Source organism: Pantoea sp. BL1, from assembly GCF_000963985.1.
In the GTDB taxonomy this organism is placed as follows: Bacteria; Pseudomonadota; Gammaproteobacteria; order Enterobacterales; family Enterobacteriaceae; genus Pantoea; species Pantoea rwandensis_B.
Genome location: NZ_JZRH01000004.1, coordinates 1 through 19217, shown reverse-complemented (window position 1 = coordinate 19217; position 19217 = coordinate 1). Strand labels below are relative to the sequence as shown.

17 protein-coding genes are annotated in these 19217 nt (G+C 53.6%); 7 read left to right on the top strand and 10 right to left on the bottom strand.

Features of this window, described 5'->3' with window-relative positions:
- Position 1: 1 nt before the first annotated feature.
- Together VH86_RS03240 and VH86_RS03235 are read right to left on the bottom strand one after the other, a co-directional pair.
- Entirely contained in the window at positions 2–1423 is a 1422-nt protein-coding gene (locus VH86_RS03240) for a sodium:solute symporter family protein (protein ID WP_045831875.1), read from the bottom strand.
- A 254-nt stretch (positions 1424–1677) separates the two neighbouring features.
- Positions 1678–2583: a LysR family transcriptional regulator gene (locus tag VH86_RS03235; protein ID WP_045815993.1), complete on the bottom strand. Its 906-nt coding sequence runs from the start codon at positions 2581–2583 to the stop codon at positions 1678–1680.
- Positions 2584–2667: 84 nt separating this feature from the next.
- Between VH86_RS03235 and VH86_RS03230 the strand changes: the two genes are divergently transcribed.
- Entirely contained in the window at positions 2668–3738 is a 1071-nt protein-coding gene (locus tag VH86_RS03230; protein WP_038643556.1) for a tartrate dehydrogenase, read from the top strand.
- A 102-nt stretch (positions 3739–3840) separates the two neighbouring features.
- Positions 3841–4323, top strand: coding sequence for a type VI secretion system tube protein TssD (locus VH86_RS03225; protein ID WP_045815992.1), 483 nt, complete (start codon positions 3841–3843; stop codon positions 4321–4323).
- 11 nt (positions 4324–4334) lie between these two features.
- Here VH86_RS03225 and VH86_RS03220 read toward each other — a convergent pair whose 3' ends face one another.
- From VH86_RS03220 to VH86_RS03205, 5 genes are all read right to left on the bottom strand, one after another.
- Complete coding sequence (locus VH86_RS03220) at positions 4335–4607, bottom strand: hypothetical protein (RefSeq protein ID WP_156149373.1); 273 nt, start codon at positions 4605–4607, stop codon at positions 4335–4337.
- Positions 4591–5124, bottom strand: coding sequence for a DUF2778 domain-containing protein (locus VH86_RS24880; protein ID WP_072050565.1), 534 nt, complete (start codon positions 5122–5124; stop codon positions 4591–4593). The genes VH86_RS03220 and VH86_RS24880 overlap by 17 nt, the downstream gene beginning before the upstream one ends.
- A gap of 133 nt (positions 5125–5257) precedes the next feature.
- Positions 5258–6073, bottom strand: coding sequence for a carbohydrate ABC transporter permease (locus VH86_RS03215; RefSeq protein WP_045831874.1), 816 nt, complete (start codon positions 6071–6073; stop codon positions 5258–5260).
- Positions 6073–6945 (bottom strand): carbohydrate ABC transporter permease, encoded by an 873-nt coding sequence (locus VH86_RS03210; protein WP_038643559.1) that lies wholly within the window; start codon positions 6943–6945, stop codon positions 6073–6075. Before VH86_RS03210 ends, VH86_RS03215 begins: the two co-directional genes overlap by 1 nt.
- A gap of 58 nt (positions 6946–7003) precedes the next feature.
- On the bottom strand, positions 7004–8347 hold the full coding sequence (locus VH86_RS03205; RefSeq protein ID WP_156150551.1) for an extracellular solute-binding protein: 1344 nt from the start codon (positions 8345–8347) through the stop codon (positions 7004–7006).
- A gap of 529 nt (positions 8348–8876) precedes the next feature.
- Here VH86_RS03205 and VH86_RS03200 point away from each other — a divergent pair.
- Together VH86_RS03200 and VH86_RS03195 are read left to right on the top strand one after the other, a co-directional pair.
- Positions 8877–9476: a GNAT family N-acetyltransferase gene (locus tag VH86_RS03200; RefSeq protein WP_045831873.1), complete on the top strand. Its 600-nt coding sequence runs from the start codon at positions 8877–8879 to the stop codon at positions 9474–9476.
- 13 nt (positions 9477–9489) lie between these two features.
- Complete coding sequence (locus VH86_RS03195) at positions 9490–10581, top strand: ABC transporter ATP-binding protein (protein WP_045831872.1); 1092 nt, start codon at positions 9490–9492, stop codon at positions 10579–10581.
- Between the two features lie 98 nt (positions 10582–10679).
- Here the strand turns inward: VH86_RS03195 and VH86_RS03190 are convergent, their stop codons facing one another.
- Positions 10680–11801, bottom strand: coding sequence for an ROK family transcriptional regulator (locus VH86_RS03190; RefSeq protein ID WP_038643563.1), 1122 nt, complete (start codon positions 11799–11801; stop codon positions 10680–10682).
- Between the two features lie 26 nt (positions 11802–11827).
- The gene (locus tag VH86_RS03185; protein WP_197080188.1) at positions 11828–12703 is read right to left on the bottom strand and encodes a BadF/BadG/BcrA/BcrD ATPase family protein; all 876 of its coding nucleotides are present in this window, start codon (positions 12701–12703) and stop codon (positions 11828–11830) included.
- Positions 12704–12970: 267 nt separating this feature from the next.
- On the opposite strand from VH86_RS03185, the gene VH86_RS03180 reads away from it, so the two are divergent.
- Positions 12971–14131 carry a Gfo/Idh/MocA family protein gene (locus VH86_RS03180; RefSeq protein WP_045831870.1) on the top strand — a complete coding sequence of 387 codons (1161 nt, stop codon included), beginning with the start codon at positions 12971–12973 and terminating at the stop codon, positions 14129–14131.
- 101 nt (positions 14132–14232) lie between these two features.
- Here VH86_RS03180 and VH86_RS03175 read toward each other — a convergent pair whose 3' ends face one another.
- Positions 14233–15471, bottom strand: coding sequence for an MFS transporter (locus VH86_RS03175; RefSeq protein WP_045831869.1), 1239 nt, complete (start codon positions 15469–15471; stop codon positions 14233–14235).
- A gap of 417 nt (positions 15472–15888) precedes the next feature.
- Between VH86_RS03175 and VH86_RS03170 the strand changes: the two genes are divergently transcribed.
- A complete protein-coding gene (locus VH86_RS03170) occupies positions 15889–16488 on the top strand; it encodes a hypothetical protein (RefSeq protein ID WP_045831868.1) in 600 nt (199 codons plus the stop codon).
- Between the two features lie 283 nt (positions 16489–16771).
- A complete protein-coding gene (locus VH86_RS03165; RefSeq protein ID WP_038649714.1) occupies positions 16772–19162 on the top strand; it encodes a glucose/quinate/shikimate family membrane-bound PQQ-dependent dehydrogenase in 2391 nt (796 codons plus the stop codon).
- The last annotated feature ends 55 nt before the right edge of the window (positions 19163–19217 follow it).

The following is a 19217-nucleotide window of genomic DNA, read 5'->3' as shown; positions in this document are numbered from 1 at the left end:
ATCAGGCTCCACTGTTTTGCATTGAAGATTTTGGTGCTTTTTTGTCGTGCGTTTGTGCCGAAGGGATCAGGCGATCAATCACCATGATCACTGCTGGCGTAATCAACGCCACATACATATTATTGATGCCGAATGGATCGCCGAGCAGATACCAGACGGTGGTGACCACGCAGGCCCCAATCAGACCGGCATTCGCCCCGCGCGTACTTTTATAGAACGGCAGGTAGAAGGCAATAATCGCCACCACCGAGATCGACAGACGAATCGCGCGGGTGAAGAAGGAGAGCTTCAGCACTTCGGGGACGAACAGCACCAGGATTAACGGCAGGAAACCAATCAGCAGCGACAGCCAACGCGTCATACGGAATTCACGTTCTGGCGTTGAGTTGCGATACGGCACATAGAAATCTTTGACCACCAGCGAGGCAATCGCCAGCGCCACAGTGCTGACACTGACGAAGATGGAGGCCACCAGCGAGGTGGTCACAATCCCGGCCAGCCATGGGCTCATATCCTGCAGGAACACCGGCAGTGCATACAGGCTTTTGATATCCGGATGCAGGTACTTCGCCGCCACGCCAATTAACGCAATGGCAATCGCAATCGGCATGCAGAAGAAGAAGGCAACCCAGGTAGCACGCTTGGCGGATGCGGCACTTTTGGTGGAAGCAATGGCCTGAATCACAAACTGGGTGCAGAAAATCGAACCGATGGTGCCAATCATCCAGGCAAATATGGTGCTGGCCCCAATGTTACCGTCCCACGTCCAGTAGAAATGCGGCATCTCTTTGATCATCGGGCTAACGCCGCCGGTCATATGCAGTGCGACGCCGAGAATGATCAAGATACCGATATATTTCAGTCCGCTGTGCAGCAGCGTTACCCAGGCAATGCCCTTCATGCCACCGAACATAAAGTAGAAGGTACTGACGATTGCGGTGATCACGGCCGCCGTGGTGAGATCGAGATTCAACACGGTCGAGATCGCCGCTGCGCCGCTCACATAGTTCCCCACATTCACCAGCAGCAGCGCATAGATCATGATGAGGGAAATGATGTTCTTGGTTGAGTTGCCGTAACGCTCAGCAATCGCACCCGAAATGGTGATTTTTCCGGTGTTGTAGATACGCTTAACCAGCAGGAATCCGAACAGCGGGAAGCCAATCGCGGCACCAATCACCGACCAGGAAGCGGCAAACCCGCCTTCAAACGCCGCCTGGGCGGTACCAATGGTCGATTTCGCGCCGATGTACTCAGACATTAACATCACACCCACGACAAAAGCCGGCATCACGTTGGATCCCGCCATAAAGTCGCCGCTGTTTTTGCTGCGCAGACGCCACGTCAGCCAGGTGGTAAACAGAATATACGCGATGACGATCCCGACAATAATCATCATCCCTTCTGCAGAAAACTGTTTCATTTTAGCCTCATTGATAACGTAGGGTCGTGGCCTGCGCTGGGCTTCACGCATGCCGTTAATGAGGTTGCCTGTTTTGTTATTTTAGTGTCTATGCACAAAGGCAACCCTGTTTATGCTCATTGATTTATTTCACTCACATTAGAATGAATTCACGCACAAGCAGGGCAATTTATAGGCTAAACAGCAAATGATTTGTTTGATCATGCTCACAAACAGTCAATGATGATTAAAAATAATCAAATATTACTTAATAGTTACAAGGCGGACTGCAAAAAATCGACAAAGGCGCTAATGCGGGCGGGTAACTGACGCTGCGGCCGCCACACGGCAAAAATATCCCCGTCCACGCTGCTCCATGCTGGCAGCACATGCAGCAGATCGCCGCGTTCAATCATGTGCTGGGCATCCCACCAGGAACGCAGCAAAATGCCGTGCCCATCCATCGCTAACTGCATCGCCACTTCGCCATCGTTGGTGATCAAACTCCCCTGCACCTTTTGCGTCACCTGCTGCTGGCCATGACTCAATCGCCAGAGTGCGAAATCACTCTCGTACTGCCGTAGCAGAATACAGTTGTGCTGCGACAGCGCCGCAATACTGTCAGGCAGGCCGTGACGCTCCGCATAAATTGGGGCGCAGCATAGCACGCGCGGATTAGTGCGTAACTTACGCGCGATGAGCCGCGCATCGGGCGGTTCGCCAATGCGGATATCAATGTCGATGTGCGAATCGATGAAATTCAATGGCTGGCTGCTGAGTTGTAATGATAACGAGACTTCAGGATGCAGCGCAGCAAAACGGGACACGCAGGGGGCAACATGGCGGCGACCAAATCCAAACGAAGCGTTAATGTTCAGGCTACCACGCAGCACCGCCGCCTGGCTGCTCACCGACTCCTCCAGCTCTGCCAGTTGATCCAGCAACGGGCGAGCCCCTTCCAGATAGCGTTTTCCTTCAGCGGTGAGCTCCAGTCGCCGCGTGGTGCGTTTCAGCAGTTGCACCCCCAGACGCTGTTCAAGGTGGCTGAGACGTTTGCTGACGGCGGGCAGCGATAGCCCGAGTTCACGCGCCGCAGCGGTTAAACTCTCCAGCGCTGCGACGCGCACAAAGAAGGCCAGATCGTCGGTGGAGGTACGCGATTCTCTACTTTTATTCAACATTGGCTTGCCGCTCAGGCTAATTATTTCCCGGTGATGCATGGTTATACTGCGTTTAGAACATCAACAGCAACCTGCGAGAACCCTATGAGCGGCAAAACCTACAAAATCGCCGTCATCCCTGGCGATGGCATTGGCAAAGAAGTGATGCCAGAAGGCATCCGCGTGATGGATGCAGCGGCAAAGAAATTCAATATTTCTCTGGAATGGCAATGGTTTGACTTTGCCAGCGCCGAGTACTGGCAGCAGCATGGCAAGATGTTGCCGGATGACTGGTTCGCCACTCTGAGCCAGTTTGATGCCATCTATTTTGGCGCGGTGGGCTGGCCAGATGTGGTACCGGATCACGTGTCGCTGTGGGGATCGCTGCTGCAGTTCCGCCGCGAATTTGATCAGTACGTCAACCTGCGTCCGGTTCGCCTGATGCCGGGCGTCAAAGCGCCGCTGGCCAATCGTCAGCCCGGCGATATCGATTTCTATGTGGTGCGTGAAAATACCGAGGGCGAGTACTCGTCGGTGGGCGGCACCATGTTCCCTGGAACCGACCGCGAGGTGGTGATTCAGGAGACGGTGATGACGCGTACGGGCGTCGATCGCATCCTGAAGTTTGCCTATGAGTTAGCGCAGAAGCGTCCGAAAAAACACCTGACCTCTGCCACCAAATCCAACGGCATTGCTATCACCATGCCCTATTGGGACAGCCGCGTCGAAGCCATGGCGCCGAGTTACCCGGAAGTGAAAGTCGATAAGTATCATATCGATATTTTGACGGCGAACTTCGTGCTGCACCCGGACTGGTTTGATGTGGTGGTGGCCAGCAACCTGTTTGGCGACATCCTGTCAGATCTCGGCCCGGCCTGTACCGGCACCATCGGTATTGCGCCTTCGGCCAACATCAACCCGGAAGGGAAATTCCCCAGCCTGTTTGAACCGGTGCACGGCTCAGCGCCGGATATTGCGGGCAAAGGCGTAGCAAACCCGATTGGACAGATCTGGTGTGGTGCGATGATGCTGGAGCACCTCGGTTACGCTGAAGCGGGCGCCGCCGTACTGGACGCGATTGAACGCACGCTGGCTGCCGGCAATAGCTTGACGCGCGACCTCGGCGGCAGCGCTTCAACAGAAGAGTTGGGTGTGGCAATCGCGGCAGCGCTGTAAAAATTAAGTGTCAATAGAGATCACAATAACCATAAAATAAGCAAGGGATATGAATTTTATTGATGTACCTTATTTTCAGGACAACGGTAATAAGGAAATAATATGCCTATCCCGGCTTATTTGTGGTTAAAGGATGATGGTGGAGCGATTATTAAAGGCTCCGTGGATGTAACAGCAAGAGAACACAGCATTGAAGTGCAAGGGTTCTCTCATGGAGTCACTTTACCGGTTGATGGTGCTACGGGTAAGATTACGGGAACTCGTACACATATGCCGGTAAGTTTTGAAAAGGAATTCGACTCATCGAGCCCCTATCTCTATAAAGCTGTCACATCAGGACAGACATTAACTTCAGCAGAATTCAAATGGTACTGTATTAGTGATGCGGGACAAGAGGTTGAATACTTCAATATGCTTTTTGAAGGTGTTAAAATCGTTTCCGTAATTCCTGGCATGGCAAACATAAAAGCGAGCAGCCATCAAACTAACCATGTCGAATCCGTTGCGATGATGTATGAAAAAGTCACCTGGCGATATTGTGATGGAAATGTACAACACACTGACGCATGGAATGAACGAAGTTAACCACACCATGGTCAATGGCGATTCTTGAATATCTTTATCAGATAAAGCGTGAGTGCCAAAAGACTCGCGCTTTCAATCACAGATAAAGCAATAATCAATTGACCGTAAAATCCCTCAGCATCACCCAAGCCATATGCATTTGTAAAATCGACAAATGCAGACTGATTTCCGTTAAGAAAAGCGAAAGCTATTGTGTGATTAATCGGAATGAGGATAAGAAAAGCAAGGAAGAAAAATACCATTTTTAATGGAAATCTGACACCAGAACTATGCGCTACAGACATCTGAAATACTCCCATCAATGACCTCAATTGTCCCATACGAATAGAAACTGGTGCCTGGAATGTTTTTATTTCCATAAGTGTAAGTCATCAATGCCTGACGAATTTTTAGAAAATCACTACGATACTGTAAGGTAATACAACCTTGTGATATGCCGGCAGGGCCAATTGGATGAAGACGGAAGTTACCGCGTTTAATACCTTCAACAAACGTATAATCGTCAATGAGTGTGTCGTGGCGAAAAAGTCCAAACCATTCGGCATGAACAACAGGTGAACTGCCTGGCCATGACCAAAACTCTCGACTCATATTATATAACATGCTCTTCACACCATTCGTGGGTCTCTTGACGATGTAATACAGACCTAAGGGCAAAGGTCCATTAAATGGAACCGATGCACATGCTGGGCGATTTCGATAACGATTATTGCCTGAGAAAGCCATGAAATGGCCAATGCCCGGCAATATGAGTGGAGAGAACTGAGTACCCGTAAGAATAAACTTTCCGTTAATAGCCATGTAATTTCCTCCTGAAATTAACCATGGCACAATAACCACAAACAGTTTGTGGGTGTTAATTAAATATCCCAGGATAGTCCAACACTGTGCATTCCATCACAGGTTACAGTTCAGGAGCCCCAAAAGGGGCACCCTACTTCACCGCCCCTTCCGTCACACCACTGATAAACTTACGCTGGAACACCAGGAACACCGCCACCAGCGGCAGAATCACGATCATTGCGCCTGCCATCAGCACCGGAATATCAATCGTGTTTTTGTTCTGGAAGAACATCATGCCGATTGGCAAAGTACGCAGTTCATCCTTGTTGACCAGAATCAGCGGAATCAGAAACTCATTCCACGTCCAGATAAACAGCAGCAGTGCCAGCGTCGAGAGCGTGGGCCAAATGGCAGGCACCAGAATGCCCCACAATATCTTGCGCCTTGAAGCACCATCCATCACCGAGGCTTCCACCAGCTCGCGCGGCACCTGTTGCAGTGCAGTGGCAATCATCAGCGTGGTAAACGGCAGCGATAAGGCAATTTGCGGCAGGATCAGCGCCAGATAAGTATTCGTCAGCCCCATCCAACGCAGTTCGTGGTAAAGCGGAATAATAAAAGCCTCGCTCGGCAGCACCATGCCTAAGCCCAGCATCGCTGCTATCAGCTTCTTACCGGGGATTTTCAGCCAGGCAAAACCAAATCCTGCCAGAATCCCTAACAAAATACTGCTGAGCACTACCGGAATCACCACCAGCACCGAGTTCATAAAGTAGACGTTGAAATGTCCCTGTTGCCAGGCGGTGACGTAGTTTTTGAAGTTCAGCGATGAAGGTAGCGTGAACACGCCCTGAAACAGCTCCATCTGGGTTTTGAATGAGGTCATCAGCGCCATTAAAAACGGCAGGATAGTCATTAACGCGACAATCCAGATGAGCGCGCGAGAAACAACAGGCGTACCGCGCATCAGTGACGCTCCCGGATAGCAAAATGAATACAGGCGTTGATCATCAGCACAATCAACATACTGAACACGGCTACCGCTGACGCGTAGCCAAAGTAGTGCAAATCGAAGCCCTGCTTATACATAAAGATGTTGGTCACCATGGTCGAAGTGCCCGGCCCGCCTTGCGTCATTACATACACCAGGTCAAAGGCCTTCAGGCTGGCAATCACCGTCAGCAGCAGCGCAATACGCAATTCCGGACGCAGCGAAGGCAGCGTAATACGCATAAACTTCTGGCGACGCGAAGAACCATCCAAATCGGCGGCTTCCAGCAGTGAAGGATCCATGCGCTGCAGACCGGCCATAAACAGCACCAGACAGAATCCGAAGAAATACCAGGTGGCAACAAAACCCACAGCCGGTAATGCCCAGGTGAAATCCCCCAGCCACGACAACGCCAACTGCGGTAAACCGATGGCGCGCAGGAACTGATCGATAGGGCCAAACGCCGGGTTATATAACCAACGCCACACCACGCCTAAAACCGCCATCGGCATGATATACGGCAGGAAAAACAGAATACGCAGCACGCTGCGCTCTTTGCCGTTACGCGTTTCATACAGGAAGCTGCACAGCAGCAAACCGACACCAATCGGCAGCAAGGTATAAAACAACATCAGCAGCGCATTGTTGCCGAGCGCCACCCAGAACACCGGATCCTGGAACATACGCACGTAGTTGCTGATACCGGTGAAAATCGGCAGGGAAGTACCATCCCACTCGGTGAAGCTGATGCCGAGCGAGGCCAGCAGCGGCAGGAGTAGAAACACCGCATAGACCAGTACGGCGGGCAGAAGATAAAGCGCATTGCGCCAGGCAGATTTGTTCAGCATAACCTTACTCGCTTGCAGGCTAATTCACGGCCCGGCATCGTCGCCGGGCCGGACGTCATCAGTGCTTCAGGGTTTTCAGGTAGCGTTGATAGTTGTTGTCGAAATTAGTGACCATCTGCTCCGGCGTCTGTCGTCCTGCCAGTAACAGCTGCACGTTCTGATTCAGCTCAGCATTCATGGTCGGCGTGGCCCAATCCAGATAATGGCCGAGGCCATCATGCTCGTTGAGGGTCACCCATACCTGATACGCCTCCGCCAGCAACGGGTTATCCGCTGGGATTTGTGCATTCTTGCTGGTGCCCGCCGGCAGGAAGCCGACTTTCAACCAGCGGTTCGCCATCTCGTCGGAAACGATGTAGTCGATAAATTTAGCCGCCGCATCCTGCTGCTCTTTGGTTTTTGCCGTGTTGGTGATCGAGAACGCCAGATCGGTGCCACCCACCATCAAGGCATGCTGCACGCCCTCACCCATCGGCATCGCTGCAAAGTGCACATCTTTATTGTCTTTGAACTGGCCGAGATACCAGGTGCCACTCACCAGGAACGCGGCCTGCCCATTCTGGAACAGGGTGGCCGCATCATCATGACCAATGCCTTCAAAGCCGGGGAAGAAGTAGCCCTTGTCTTTCCAGCTCTTCATCATGCTCGCCGCTTTCACCAGCTTGTCGTCTTTGAAGGTGCCACCCACGTCGTAAATCAGATCATCGAGGGCTTTGCGATCTTTGCTCTCAATCTGTGCTTCCCATACGGTACTCAGCAGCTGTTGGCCCATATTACCGTCCAGCAGGCCGAGCATCATCGGTGGCGTACCCGCCGCTTTCAGCTTCTCCATTGCCGCTTCGAGTTCAGGCAGGGTTTTCGGTACGGCAACACCCGCCTTGTCCAGCAAAGCCTTGTTGTAATACAGCCCCACCATTTCACCGAGGCTGGCGACACCGTAAAGCTGACCGCTGCCAAAGTCCTGCTTATCTGACCAGCGGTTACGCTTGAGGATCGAGTCCGGGAAGCGCGTGGTCCAGCCATAGGTTTTGGCGTAGTCGTCAAGCGGCCACAGCAGTTTGTCTTTCACCAGCGAACCCATATCGCCACCGCCCTGATTGACCTGAGCGATTTGCGGGCCATCACCGGCGGTCAGCGCCAGCTTCAGTGGAATACGCGTATCTTCAAAAGAGTGCACCGAGCGCTGAATGGTGATGCCCGGATTCTTTTGCTGGAACGCTTTCACCGCTTCATCCACCGCCTCGGTCTGCTGTGGATAGTTATAAATATCCCATTCGTTCAGCGTCACCGCTTGCGCCGTCGCCAGGGTTGCACCGAGCAAGATCCCGGCTGAAACCAGACGCGATACCACGCGCAGTGAGCTTTTCATACGGGACGGACGTTTGGTTGAATCACACATCATGCTCGGTTTCTCCAACAGATGACTGGCATCCCTTCATTGCGACACCTGCAGGTCCTGGCAGGTTGATTCAGCAGCAATAACGACGTTAATTCATACTTACTTTATGCACAAAAGAAAGTCAAACACCCTCACTGCGGAATTTTTGCTCTGTGATACAGTGCAAATTGTGAGAAGAAAAGCGGACTACACAGCAGAGAATCCTGTCTGCCAGACACAAAAGCGTACACCTGAAGATGCCTGACGGCTGCTGCCAGCACAATTCACTCACGCTAATCACCAGCATTAACCTACTGACAGACCATATGAAAATTCTATAGTTAATGTGATGTTCGACAGGCTGCGACGGTAAAATCAGCGCTGAATGCAGGCGGCATAGGCTCTGCGTCGCTATAGGCAGACATTTGCGCGATAGCTCACTACCAGTGATTTACCTCCGTGTTGTGCGGTCGCGCAATTATTACAACTTGAAAACTAAGTCAGCTTTATTTACCGTAAAATCTGTTCATCTCATGACCACAGAGGCTCCACCATGACGGCTAAAGGTGTTATTCGCCGAACCCGCGAGAGCGATTTTCCAGCCCTGTCGCGCATCTGCTTAGAAACGGCCAATGCGGGAACTGACGCCACCGCGCTCTATTCTGACCCGGCGCTGCCGGGCCTGCGCTTTGTCATTCCTTACGCACGCTTTGCACCCGAATTTTCCTATGCACTTGAAATGAATGGGGAAGTGATGGGCTATGCGGTGGCGGTAGCAGATACACGCACCTTCGAAGCACAACTGAATGCGCAGTGGTGGCCACAACTGCAACAGCAATATCGCGATTACACGCCGCGCGCGCCACTCGACAGTAAAGTCCTGGATGCCATCCTTCAGCCGGACGCCGCTGCAGAGCAACTGGTGGCGCAATGGCCCGCGCATCTGCATATCAATCTGCTGCCGCCAGCGCAACAGGGCGGCTGGGGAAGAAAACTGATTGAGCAGCTGTTGCAGGATCTGCGCACCGCTGGCGTGCCGGGTGTTTATCTGGGCGTGAGTCTGCAAAATGAGAAGGTGTGCGGCTTTTATCAACGTCTCGGTTTCACGCCGATTATGCGCAGCAACGCCATCTACATGGGTCAACTACTCTGATTGAGGCCTCACCATGACCAGCCTGCACCTGCAAAGCGTTAAAAAGTCCTACGACCATGTGAATGTGATCCACGGTATCGATCTCACTATTAACAGCGGCGAATTTGTGGTGTTTGTCGGCCCTTCCGGCTGCGGTAAATCGACGCTGCTGCGCATGATTGCCGGGCTGGAGGAGATCAGTGACGGCAAGTTACTGATTGAGGGCGCAGACATGACGCATCAGCCCGCCACCGAGCGCGGCATTGCCATGGTATTCCAGTCTTATGCGCTCTATCCGAATATGACGGTGCGCGGCAATCTGGCTTACCCGCTGGAAGTGATGAAGAAATCCAAAGCAGAAATCGAGAAAGCGATTAACCAGACGGCCGCGCGCCTGCATCTGACAGAACTGCTGGATCGCCTGCCACGTGCGCTCTCCGGCGGCCAGCGTCAGCGTGTGGCCATCGGCCGCGCCATTATCCGCCATCCACGCATTTTCCTGTTTGATGAACCGCTCTCCAATCTGGATGCTGAGCTGCGGTTACAGATGCGCATTGAGATCGCTCGCCTGCATGCCTCTCTGGGCAACACCATGATTTATGTCACGCACGACCAGCTGGAAGCGATGACGCTGGCCGACCGCATCGTGGTACTTCGTCAGGGCAAAATTGAGCAGGTGGGTGCACCGATGGCGCTGTATCACGATCCCGACAATCTGTTTGTCGCTGGGTTTATCGGTTCACCGAAGATGAACTTCCTGCAGGCGGAAATTGCCACAGTCGCGCCAGGTGCCGTGCAACTGCGCGTGCCTGCCTTGGGCATTCACACGCTGACCATGAAGATAGATGCAGCCTGCCATGAAGGACAAAAAGTCACGCTGGGGATTCGACCCGAGCATTTCTCTCCGGCGCAACAGGAAACCGATACGCTGAGCTTCAGCGCCGATTTGTCATTCAGTGAGATGCTGGGGCACACCAACTATCTTTATCTGGATATCGGTGAGGAGAAGTTATTGGTGATTGAGGAACGCAACGCGGCAGAGCATGAGATTGGCGACCGCGTCAGTTATCAGATCAATGCTGAACGCGGGATGTTGTTTGATGAGCTGGGATTGCGCCTGCGTTAAGCGCCTCATCGAAGCAAGCGCCGTGGTTTTGCTACGGCGCCCTTTCTGAACAAATGGTTAGCTTCGATTCCGTGCGCGCCACGACTCAGATTGCCGTTTTAAGGCACCGTCTCTTCATCGGCCTGCGCCGCCAGCAAATCCAACAGCTTATTCACCGCAAAGCCTGCCGCCCCTTGCGCCCACATACGATTCGACTCGGTGAGAAACTGCAGCGGCGTCATCTGCGGCGTGATCTTCAGCCGGTAGGTCTGGAAACTCTGCGTGATGTGGTCGAGCAATATGCGCGATGCCATCTGCGGCTCCATCGCCAGATACACCACGTCAGGATCATAAGCCACCGACAGATTCGCCAGCGACATGCCCAGGTGCTGTCCGGCTTCCGCCAGTGCACTGAGCACTTCAGGCGTGGGCTGGCTATCCAGATCGCGTAATGTCTGCGGCAGCGCCTCTTTCAGGGAAACCGCCACGCGCTGCAAAATCGCTTGTGATGAGGCCACATCTTCCAGCAATCGCTCAGAACCATCACCGAGCAATGACACGCCAATCTCTCCGGCTTTACCATGACGGCCACGATAGAGCTGGCGGTCCAGCAGAATTCCCGCCCCAATACCTTTGCCAAAAGTGGCAATCACCGCGGATTGTGCATGGCCCAGCTGACCAAACACCAGTGCGGCCATGGCTAACGCATTGGCATCATTTTCGATAAAGACCGGCAGCGAAAAACGCTCTTCCAGCAGGCGCGCAATCGGCACGTTGTTCCAGCCCAGCGCGCGTGACAACACGCAAACGCCGTTGCTGGCATCCACCAGACCTGAAAGCGCCAGCCCAATGGCACCGACTTTCTTTCCTTCCACGCCACGCAAAAACTTCGCCAGCGCGTCACCCAGTTGTTTAGGAGTCATCGCGCCGGACGGGATCTGCTGCTCGCCGATGATGTTGCCGCTCAGGTCGGTTAAGACAATCAGGTTGCGTTCGGCATTAAGTTGAATGCCGACCACGCTGGCGTGATCCGGATTGAGGCCGAGCAGTGTTTTCGGTCGTCCCATTGAGACACGACGCAGCCCCAGCTCCTGCACAATACCGCCGGACAGCAAACGATTAGTGGCCTGCGATACCGTAGACATACTCAGGCCGCTACGAACTTTAAGATCAGACTGGCTGATTGGCGCATTTTCGACAATCAGGCGCAAAATGCGTGCAGTTACGTTGGGAGCGCTCATGGATCTCTTTTTTAAGTTGGAAGAGGCTAAGCCGGTTGCTGGCTGAACTGGCTGGCAAGGCGCAATGCACCGCTTAAGGCATCCCCCTGCGGCGGGACAAGCTGCGCGGCAATGTCAGCGGGTAACCAGGGCTGAATCGGCACCGCGAGTCCCCCCATCAGGGCCAATTTGCCGTGACTGCGCGCCAGCAAGGGCTGCACCATCTGCACGATATCGGCAGCGGCCTGCTGCACCAGCGCAATACCATGAGGATCGCCCTGCTGCGCGGCGGTAAAGACCTCAGGCACCACAATGCCCCATTCGGCGGGTGTTGCCTGCTGTGACCAGAGTAACATCTGTTCCGGACTGTGTTGATGCAGCGCCATGATGCGTTCAGTCAGCGCCGAAGCAGGCACGATAGCTTCGTGCGCCAGCAGCGCTAAGCGGCGTGCCCGGCGCCCAAGGATGGCGCCTGAACCGGCATCTGACAGGGCAAAACCCCAGCCGCCCAGCAGGGTAAACTGCGCGCCGTCCCAGGCTGCGCCCTGACTGCCCGTCCCGACAATCAACACCGCGCCGGGTGCACCATCGTGCGCACCCGCACAGGCGATTTCGACATCGGTAAACAGATAACGCGCCTGACAACGAGGCTGCCAGCTTTGCAGCCGGGAATGCACCGATGCCACATTGGCACCCGCTAAACCCGCCACCAGCAGGGTGCGGTCACGCGCATCAGCAGCAAGCCCCGCTTGTTGAAATAGCGTGTCGATGACCGATTCAATGGCGTTGATGGCGGCATCATACTGCGACCAGACATTGGCGGGGCCGCCCGTCGCTTCCGCCAGCACGCGGCCAGCGTGGTCCGTCAGGCGCCCGCGACAGTGCGTACCACCGCCATCAATACCCAGCAAAAGTGATTGCACGCGCTTCCTCCTGCCTGCCACCAACGGCATGATGCTTATAGATGTGCGAAAGATAGGGGAAAAAAACTTAAATCGCAATCACAAATAAATACGCATTCCGTATAGTTAATTAATATTCATTTAAAACATAAAGATAACAAAAAACACCAATTTGAGATCGGCGTTACGGATTGACATTAGTTTTTCTGCCGTAATAAGTTAACGGTCAGATTATCAGCAGCCTGATGGGTCGGGCAGCTAACAAGCAACGGGCTTCAGGGGTACAACATGAAAGTGGGCATTATTGGTCTGGGCTTTCGTCTTTCTCATGTCGTGAAAGAGTTCAACAAAGCTGACGCAGAGTTCTCCGTGGTGGGTTACGTCGATCCGGCTCCCGCTGGCTTGCCGAATCTCCACACCTTCGGCATTGATGCCGGGAAGGCGTTCGACAACGTGGATGCGCTACTCCAGCACGGTGGGTTCGATCTGCTGCTGGTAGGGTCACCCAACTTTATGCACCTTGAGCATATTCGCCAGGGGCTGGCCGCCGGTTACACCGTGTTCACCGAGAAACCGGTGGTGATCAATGAAGAACAGACCATGGCGATGGCACAGCTGGTGCAGCAATATGGGCATGAACGAATTCTGGTCGGCTTAGTTTTACGCTACTCACCGCTGTACCACGATCTCTTAAACGCGCGTGACGAACATCGCCTGGGCGAGATCACCTCAATCGAAGCCACGGAACACATCAAGCCTTACCATGGGGCCTTCTTCCAGCGCGACTGGCGACGTCTGGAAAAATACGCCGGTCCTTACATTCTGGAAAAATGCTGCCACGATATCGATCTCTATCAAGGATTAGTCGGTGAACGCCCGGTGCGCGTCGCCAGCTTTGGTGGGCGTAAAAACTTCACGCCGCAACATGCACCCTCCGGGGCTGTCACACCGCAATCTGAGGTGTATCACGTTAAACCCAGCGGCTGGTCAAGCACGGATGCGGTGTTTGATGGCGATGCCGACATCGTCGACTACCAGACAGCGCTGATCGAATACGCCAATGGCGCAACGCTCGCCTTCCACGCCAACCTTAACGTGCCGGATGAGTTTCGGCGTTTCTGCGTGATGGGCACCGATGGCATGGCTGAGGGTGACTTTGTGCGTAACTACTTCCGCGTGCACAACGCCCGCACCGGCGAGCGCGAAGTCGATACCACTTACAGCGGCAATGCCTATGACGGTCACTACGGTGCCGATGCGTTGATGGCTGAAGAGATCGTCAAACACATTAAACAGGGAACGCCACTGAAAGTCTCTGTGGTGGATGCACTGGAAGCGGGCCTGACCGCGATTAAAATCGATGAAGCACGAAAATCGAAAACCGTGGTGGATATGACAGACAGCTGGAAACAATTTGACGCCAGCCTGGGGAAAACCGCGACCGTTTAAGGTCAACCTCCCCGCGCAGGTCCCCCTTTGCGCGGGGCTTTTCATGGCAGTGCAGAGTGGTGACATCATTAACCGGCTCGCGAGCCGGTTTTTGTTGGCGCTTATCCTGCGTTTTCGTTCTCCAGCTTCTGCCGTTTGCGCAGATGCGGGAAAATCGTCATCCAGACCACCACCACCACCAGCGTGCCGATACCGCCAAGCGCTGCGGCAGGCACCGCCCCCATCCACGCTGCCAGCATGCCTGATTCAAACTCACCAAGCTGATTTGAGGTATTAATAAAGATGGCGTTGACCGCATTCACGCGACCGCGCATGTCATCCGGCGTATCCAGCTGCACCAGCGCGCCGCGAATCACCATGCTCACCATATCGAACCCGCCCAGCGCGGCCAGCGCCAGCAGAGACAGCCATAATTGCGTGGAGAGCGCGAACACCAGCGTAGCCACACCAAAGCCCGCGACAGAACCAAACATAATCATGCCGACGTGCTTTTCCAGCTTGTGGCGACTCAGCCACACGCCAACAATGAGCGCCCCCACAGAAGGCGCTCCACGCAGCATGCCTAATCCCCAGGGGCCGGTATGCAGAATATCCTGCGCGAAGATCGGCAACAGCGCGGTGGCGCCCCCCAGTAGCACGGCGAACAGATCGAGAGAGATCACACCCAGCACATCTTTGCGCTCACGAATAAAACGCACGCCCGCAAACATGGTCGTGAGATTCATCGGCATACGCGTTTGAGGTGGACGCTCATAGCGGAGGCGGCTGACCAACACCAGCGAGAAGAGATAAAACAGGGCTGAAACGCCGTAAACCACCTCGGGGCCAGCCACATACAGCAGACCCCCTAAGGTTGGGCCGACAATCACCGCAGCCTGACCGCCCACCGAACTCGCCGCCATGGCACGCGCGAGAATCGGTGGAGGAACCAGCGCAGGGAGCATAGAGGTGATCGACGGCCACTCCAGCGCTTTAGCAACCGAGATCAGAAACACCAATCCCCAAATTTCAATTTTATCCGCCCAGTGCATCAGCGTCAGTGCCACCAGGCCAAGCAGGGCTAGCCATTCAATCAATTGCCCGACCAGCACAATGCGGCGGCGATCAAACTGGTCGGCGAGATGGCCGGCCGGCAGAGCCAGTAACACCGAAGGCAGGAACTGCATCAGGCCAATCATCCCTAACGCCATCGCGCTGTGGGTAAGGGCGTAGATTTGCCAGCTCACCGCCACGGAGAACATCTGGAAACCAAACGATGAACAGGTGCGTGCCAACCAGAAGGCGACAAACGACCTGTGCCGCAACAGAGAGTCTTCTGCTGCGGATAACGGTGAAGCCATATTTTATCCCATCCTAAATCATCATCCGGCCAGCATCATTGCACCAGCCTGGTGAAAAGCCGTTTACCGACTCTCATTATCATTTTGCGGCCACAGAGTGCGACATCTGACGCTGGCAAGCAATGGCTAGCCGTGCGCTTTAAAAACAGTTGCTTATCTAAAATTCAACTAAGCATAGAGTTCTGAATATTAGCAGGCTGATTGTTTTCATCTGAAAATATCCGAATCATTCCAGAAATTCCAATAATTCAATATTAAATACATCTTATAACCGCCATATCTCTCTATCAGAGACAGCTAAAAAAGGTGACCTTAACAAACAATTCGATCTATATTGGAAGCGTAAAGATCACAGCAACCTTGCCGTCCTTATAATAATTAAGACGTTCCAGTTAATTAATTTATTCATAGAGATAAATGGAAAACAGTTCATACAATCCTTATGTTACTGAGCGTATCCGTCGCCTCGACGGCGCACTGATGGGCGTGTGTTATTCAGCCCCCTTTATGCATTGTGAACAGGAAAGCACAGCATTACTTAACGGAAGCAACATAATTTCACTGCACAATCAGTTGCCCGATACGCCCGAGCGAATAATTATCCCTTTAGTGGGAAATAGTCTTGCGCGCTTTTTACAGGCGCCGGAAAATTATCCCAGCCTGCAATTGGAAAATGTGTCCCTTGCCATCAATTATGCCAGTTTAGTTAAGGATGAAGCGGCATTGCGAGAGGCCGCTCAGCATCACGCATTCTGGCTTTATGATTTGGCTCCGCCAGGAACGTGCTGGAAGAATATTGCCTCTTTTCCCTTTAGAGGAATTGTTCTGAACGAGGATTTCTTCAATGATAATTATCTCAAGTTCAGCTTTCCCTTTTTGCTCAGCTCCTGCCGCGAAAGAGAAGCAGAGGTGATATTACGTACTCCGCAATTAGCTCTGCCGTTATCTGTCTATGAAGACCTGCAACTTTCAGGTTGGCAGGAACAACGCACCAGCAGCACCCTGTTTGAAGTGTAAACGCTTACACGAAATTCCGACTCTTGCCGTTATGTCCCGATCTCTTCGGGCATAACGTTAGAATCTCCTCATAAAATGTCGCACTACTACCATTCCAAAAGCGCAAAGCACTAAAAAAATCAAACCCGTTAACGTTTTTAAGATAAAATTTAACGCAAAGGGATCATCTGGCGTAACGGAAGCGCTGCGATCGAACATGTTAAGTCACTTCGTACTCTATGTCGGGAAACAACCTAATGCGTTGTTTCCTTTTAAGTTTATGGCAAAGAAAGAGGTTAATATTATGGGGAAAGCTTCCTCATCTTTTGGCGTGATTCGCTTTTTGACAGTGCTGTTCGCACTGCTCACGGGCGCATTTATGCTGGTAGGCGGTGTATGGCTAGCCGCAATTGGTGGTTCCTGGTACTACGTTATTGGCGGTGTGATTATGTTGATCACCGCTATCCTGCTGTGGCGTCGTAGCGGCGCAGCGATCATGCTGTATGCACTGTTGCTGTTGGCAACGCTGGTGTGGGGTGTTTGGGAAGTCGGTTTCGACTTCTGGGCGCTGGCACCACGTACCGATGTGCTGGTGATCTTCGGCATCTGGTTGATTCTGCCGTTTGTATATCGCGGTCTGAATCATGCAGGTAAGGGCGCGCTGGGTTTGATGGCCGTTGCGCTGATTGCCAGCGTGCTGGTGCTGGCGTGGGCAGTGTTCCACGATCCACAAGAGCTGAACGGTGAAATTCCTGCTGCGGCAGATAATGCCCCGCAAGCGCAGCCGCTAAGCAACATCAAGGATGCTGACTGGCCTGCTTATGCCCGCGATCAGCAAGGAACGCGCTTCTCTCCACTGAAGCAAATCAACACCGGTAATGTGAAAGAGTTGCAGGTTGCCTGGCAGTTCCAGACGGGCGATCTGAAAACCCCGAACGACCCAGGTGAAATCACCGACGAAGTGACGCCGATTAAAATCCGCGACACCTTGTATCTCTGCTCGCCGCACCAGATTCTGTTTGCGCTGGATGCGAAAACCGGTAAGCAGAAGTGGAAATTTGATCCGGGCCTCAAACCGAATCCAACCTTCCAGCACGTGACCTGCCGTGGTGTTTCGTACCATGAAATGCCTGCTGCTGCCGATGCATCTAATACCCAACCTGCGCTGTGCTCGCGCCGTATTTACCTGCCGGTAAACGATGGTCGCCTGTTCGCGCTGGATGCGGAAACGGGTGAACGTTGTGCCGCGTTTGGTAACAACGGTGAGCTGGATCTGCAGCACAAACAGCCCGTACTGACCCCAGGCCAGTATGAGCCGACTTCACCACCGATCATCACGGATACCACTATCGTGATCGCGGGTGCCGTCACCGATAACTACTCAACCCGTGAACCGTCTGGCGCCATTCGTGGCTTTGACGTCAACACCGGTAAACTGCTGTGGGTGTTCGATCCGGGCGCGAAAGATCCTAACGCGATTCCAGATGATGAACACACCTTCACCATGAACTCGCCGAACTCCTGGGCACCGGCGGTCTACGATCCAAAACTGGATACCGTATTCCTGCCAATGGGCGTGACCACACCAGACATCTGGGGCGGTAACCGCACGCCTGACCAGGAACGTTTCGCAAGCAGCGTACTGGCCCTGAACGCCACCACCGGTAAGCTGGTGTGGTCGTATCAGACCGTGCATCACGATCTGTGGGATATGGACCTGCCGTCACAACCGACGCTGGCCGATATCACTGACAAAGATGGCAACACCGTTCCGGTGATTTATGCCCCGGCCAAAACCGGTAACATCTTTGTACTGGATCGCCGTACTGGTAAGCCAGTTGTCCCCGCACCGGAAACCCCTGTGCCACAAGGCGCTGCGAAAGGTGATCACGTATCCCCAACTCAGCCTTACTCCGAACTGACCTTCCGTCCGAAGAACAACCTGACGGACAAGGACATGTGGGGCGCAACCATGTTCGACCAGCTGGTGTGCCGCGTGATCTTCAAGCGTCTGCGCTACGAAGGTCCGTTCACCCCGCCGTCTGAGCAAGGTACGCTGGTGTTCCCTGGTAACCTCGGTATGTTCGAGTGGGGCGGTATCGCGGTAGATCCACATCGTCAGATCGCGATTGCTAACCCAATGGCGCTGCCGTTTGTCTCTAAACTGGTGCCACGCGGTCCGGGTAACCCGATCGAGCCACCAGCCGATGACAAAGGCGGTTCAGGTACTGAAACCGGTATCCAGCCGCAGTACGGTGTTCCGTACGGCGTGGAACTGAATCCGTTCCTGTCTCCGTTGGGTCTGCCATGTAAACAACCGGCATGGGGCTATGTCTCAGCGGTTGACCTGAAAACCAACGAAACCGTGTGGAAAAAACGTATCGGTACCGTTCGCGACAGCGCGCCGGTTCCGGTACCGTTCAAAATGGGTATGCCAATGCTGGGCGGCCCAATTACCACTGCTGGTAACGTGTTCTTCATTGGTGCGACGGCGGATAACTACCTGCGCGCATTCGACACCAACACCGGGGAAATGCTGTGGCAGGCACGTCTGCCAGCCGGTGGCCAGGCAACACCGATGACCTATGAAGTGGATGGCAAGCAGTACGTTGTCATTGCTGCGGGTGGTCATGGTTCGTTTGGCACCAAGCTGGGCGACTACGTCATTGCCTACGCACTGCCAGATGCTAAATAAGTTTCTGGTTTGATGTGATAAAGGCGGGCTGCAAAGCCCTAATGCCGATCAGTTA

Bases quoted from the DNA above. Each gene is read 5' to 3' on its own strand.
- VH86_RS03240 (WP_045831875.1), bottom strand. From the start codon at position 1,423: ATGAAACAGTTTTCTGCAGAAGGGATGATGATTATTGTCGGGATCGTC.
- VH86_RS03235 (WP_045815993.1), bottom strand. From the start codon at position 2,583: ATGTTGAATAAAAGTAGAGAATCGCGTACCTCCACCGACGATCTGGCC.
- VH86_RS03230 (WP_038643556.1), top strand. From the start codon at position 2,668: ATGAGCGGCAAAACCTACAAAATCGCCGTCATCCCTGGCGATGGCATT.
- VH86_RS03225 (WP_045815992.1), top strand. From the start codon at position 3,841: ATGCCTATCCCGGCTTATTTGTGGTTAAAGGATGATGGTGGAGCGATT.
- VH86_RS03220 (WP_156149373.1), bottom strand. From the start codon at position 4,607: ATGTCTGTAGCGCATAGTTCTGGTGTCAGATTTCCATTAAAAATGGTA.
- VH86_RS24880 (WP_072050565.1), bottom strand. From the start codon at position 5,124: ATGGCTATTAACGGAAAGTTTATTCTTACGGGTACTCAGTTCTCTCCA.
- VH86_RS03215 (WP_045831874.1), bottom strand. From the start codon at position 6,073: ATGCGCGGTACGCCTGTTGTTTCTCGCGCGCTCATCTGGATTGTCGCG.
- VH86_RS03210 (WP_038643559.1), bottom strand. From the start codon at position 6,945: ATGCTGAACAAATCTGCCTGGCGCAATGCGCTTTATCTTCTGCCCGCC.
- VH86_RS03205 (WP_156150551.1), bottom strand. From the start codon at position 8,347: ATGATGTGTGATTCAACCAAACGTCCGTCCCGTATGAAAAGCTCACTG.
- VH86_RS03200 (WP_045831873.1), top strand. From the start codon at position 8,877: ATGACGGCTAAAGGTGTTATTCGCCGAACCCGCGAGAGCGATTTTCCA.
- VH86_RS03195 (WP_045831872.1), top strand. From the start codon at position 9,490: ATGACCAGCCTGCACCTGCAAAGCGTTAAAAAGTCCTACGACCATGTG.
- VH86_RS03190 (WP_038643563.1), bottom strand. From the start codon at position 11,801: ATGAGCGCTCCCAACGTAACTGCACGCATTTTGCGCCTGATTGTCGAA.
- VH86_RS03180 (WP_045831870.1), top strand. From the start codon at position 12,971: ATGAAAGTGGGCATTATTGGTCTGGGCTTTCGTCTTTCTCATGTCGTG.
- VH86_RS03175 (WP_045831869.1), bottom strand. From the start codon at position 15,471: ATGGCTTCACCGTTATCCGCAGCAGAAGACTCTCTGTTGCGGCACAGG.
- VH86_RS03170 (WP_045831868.1), top strand. From the start codon at position 15,889: ATGGAAAACAGTTCATACAATCCTTATGTTACTGAGCGTATCCGTCGC.
- VH86_RS03165 (WP_038649714.1), top strand. From the start codon at position 16,772: ATGGGGAAAGCTTCCTCATCTTTTGGCGTGATTCGCTTTTTGACAGTG.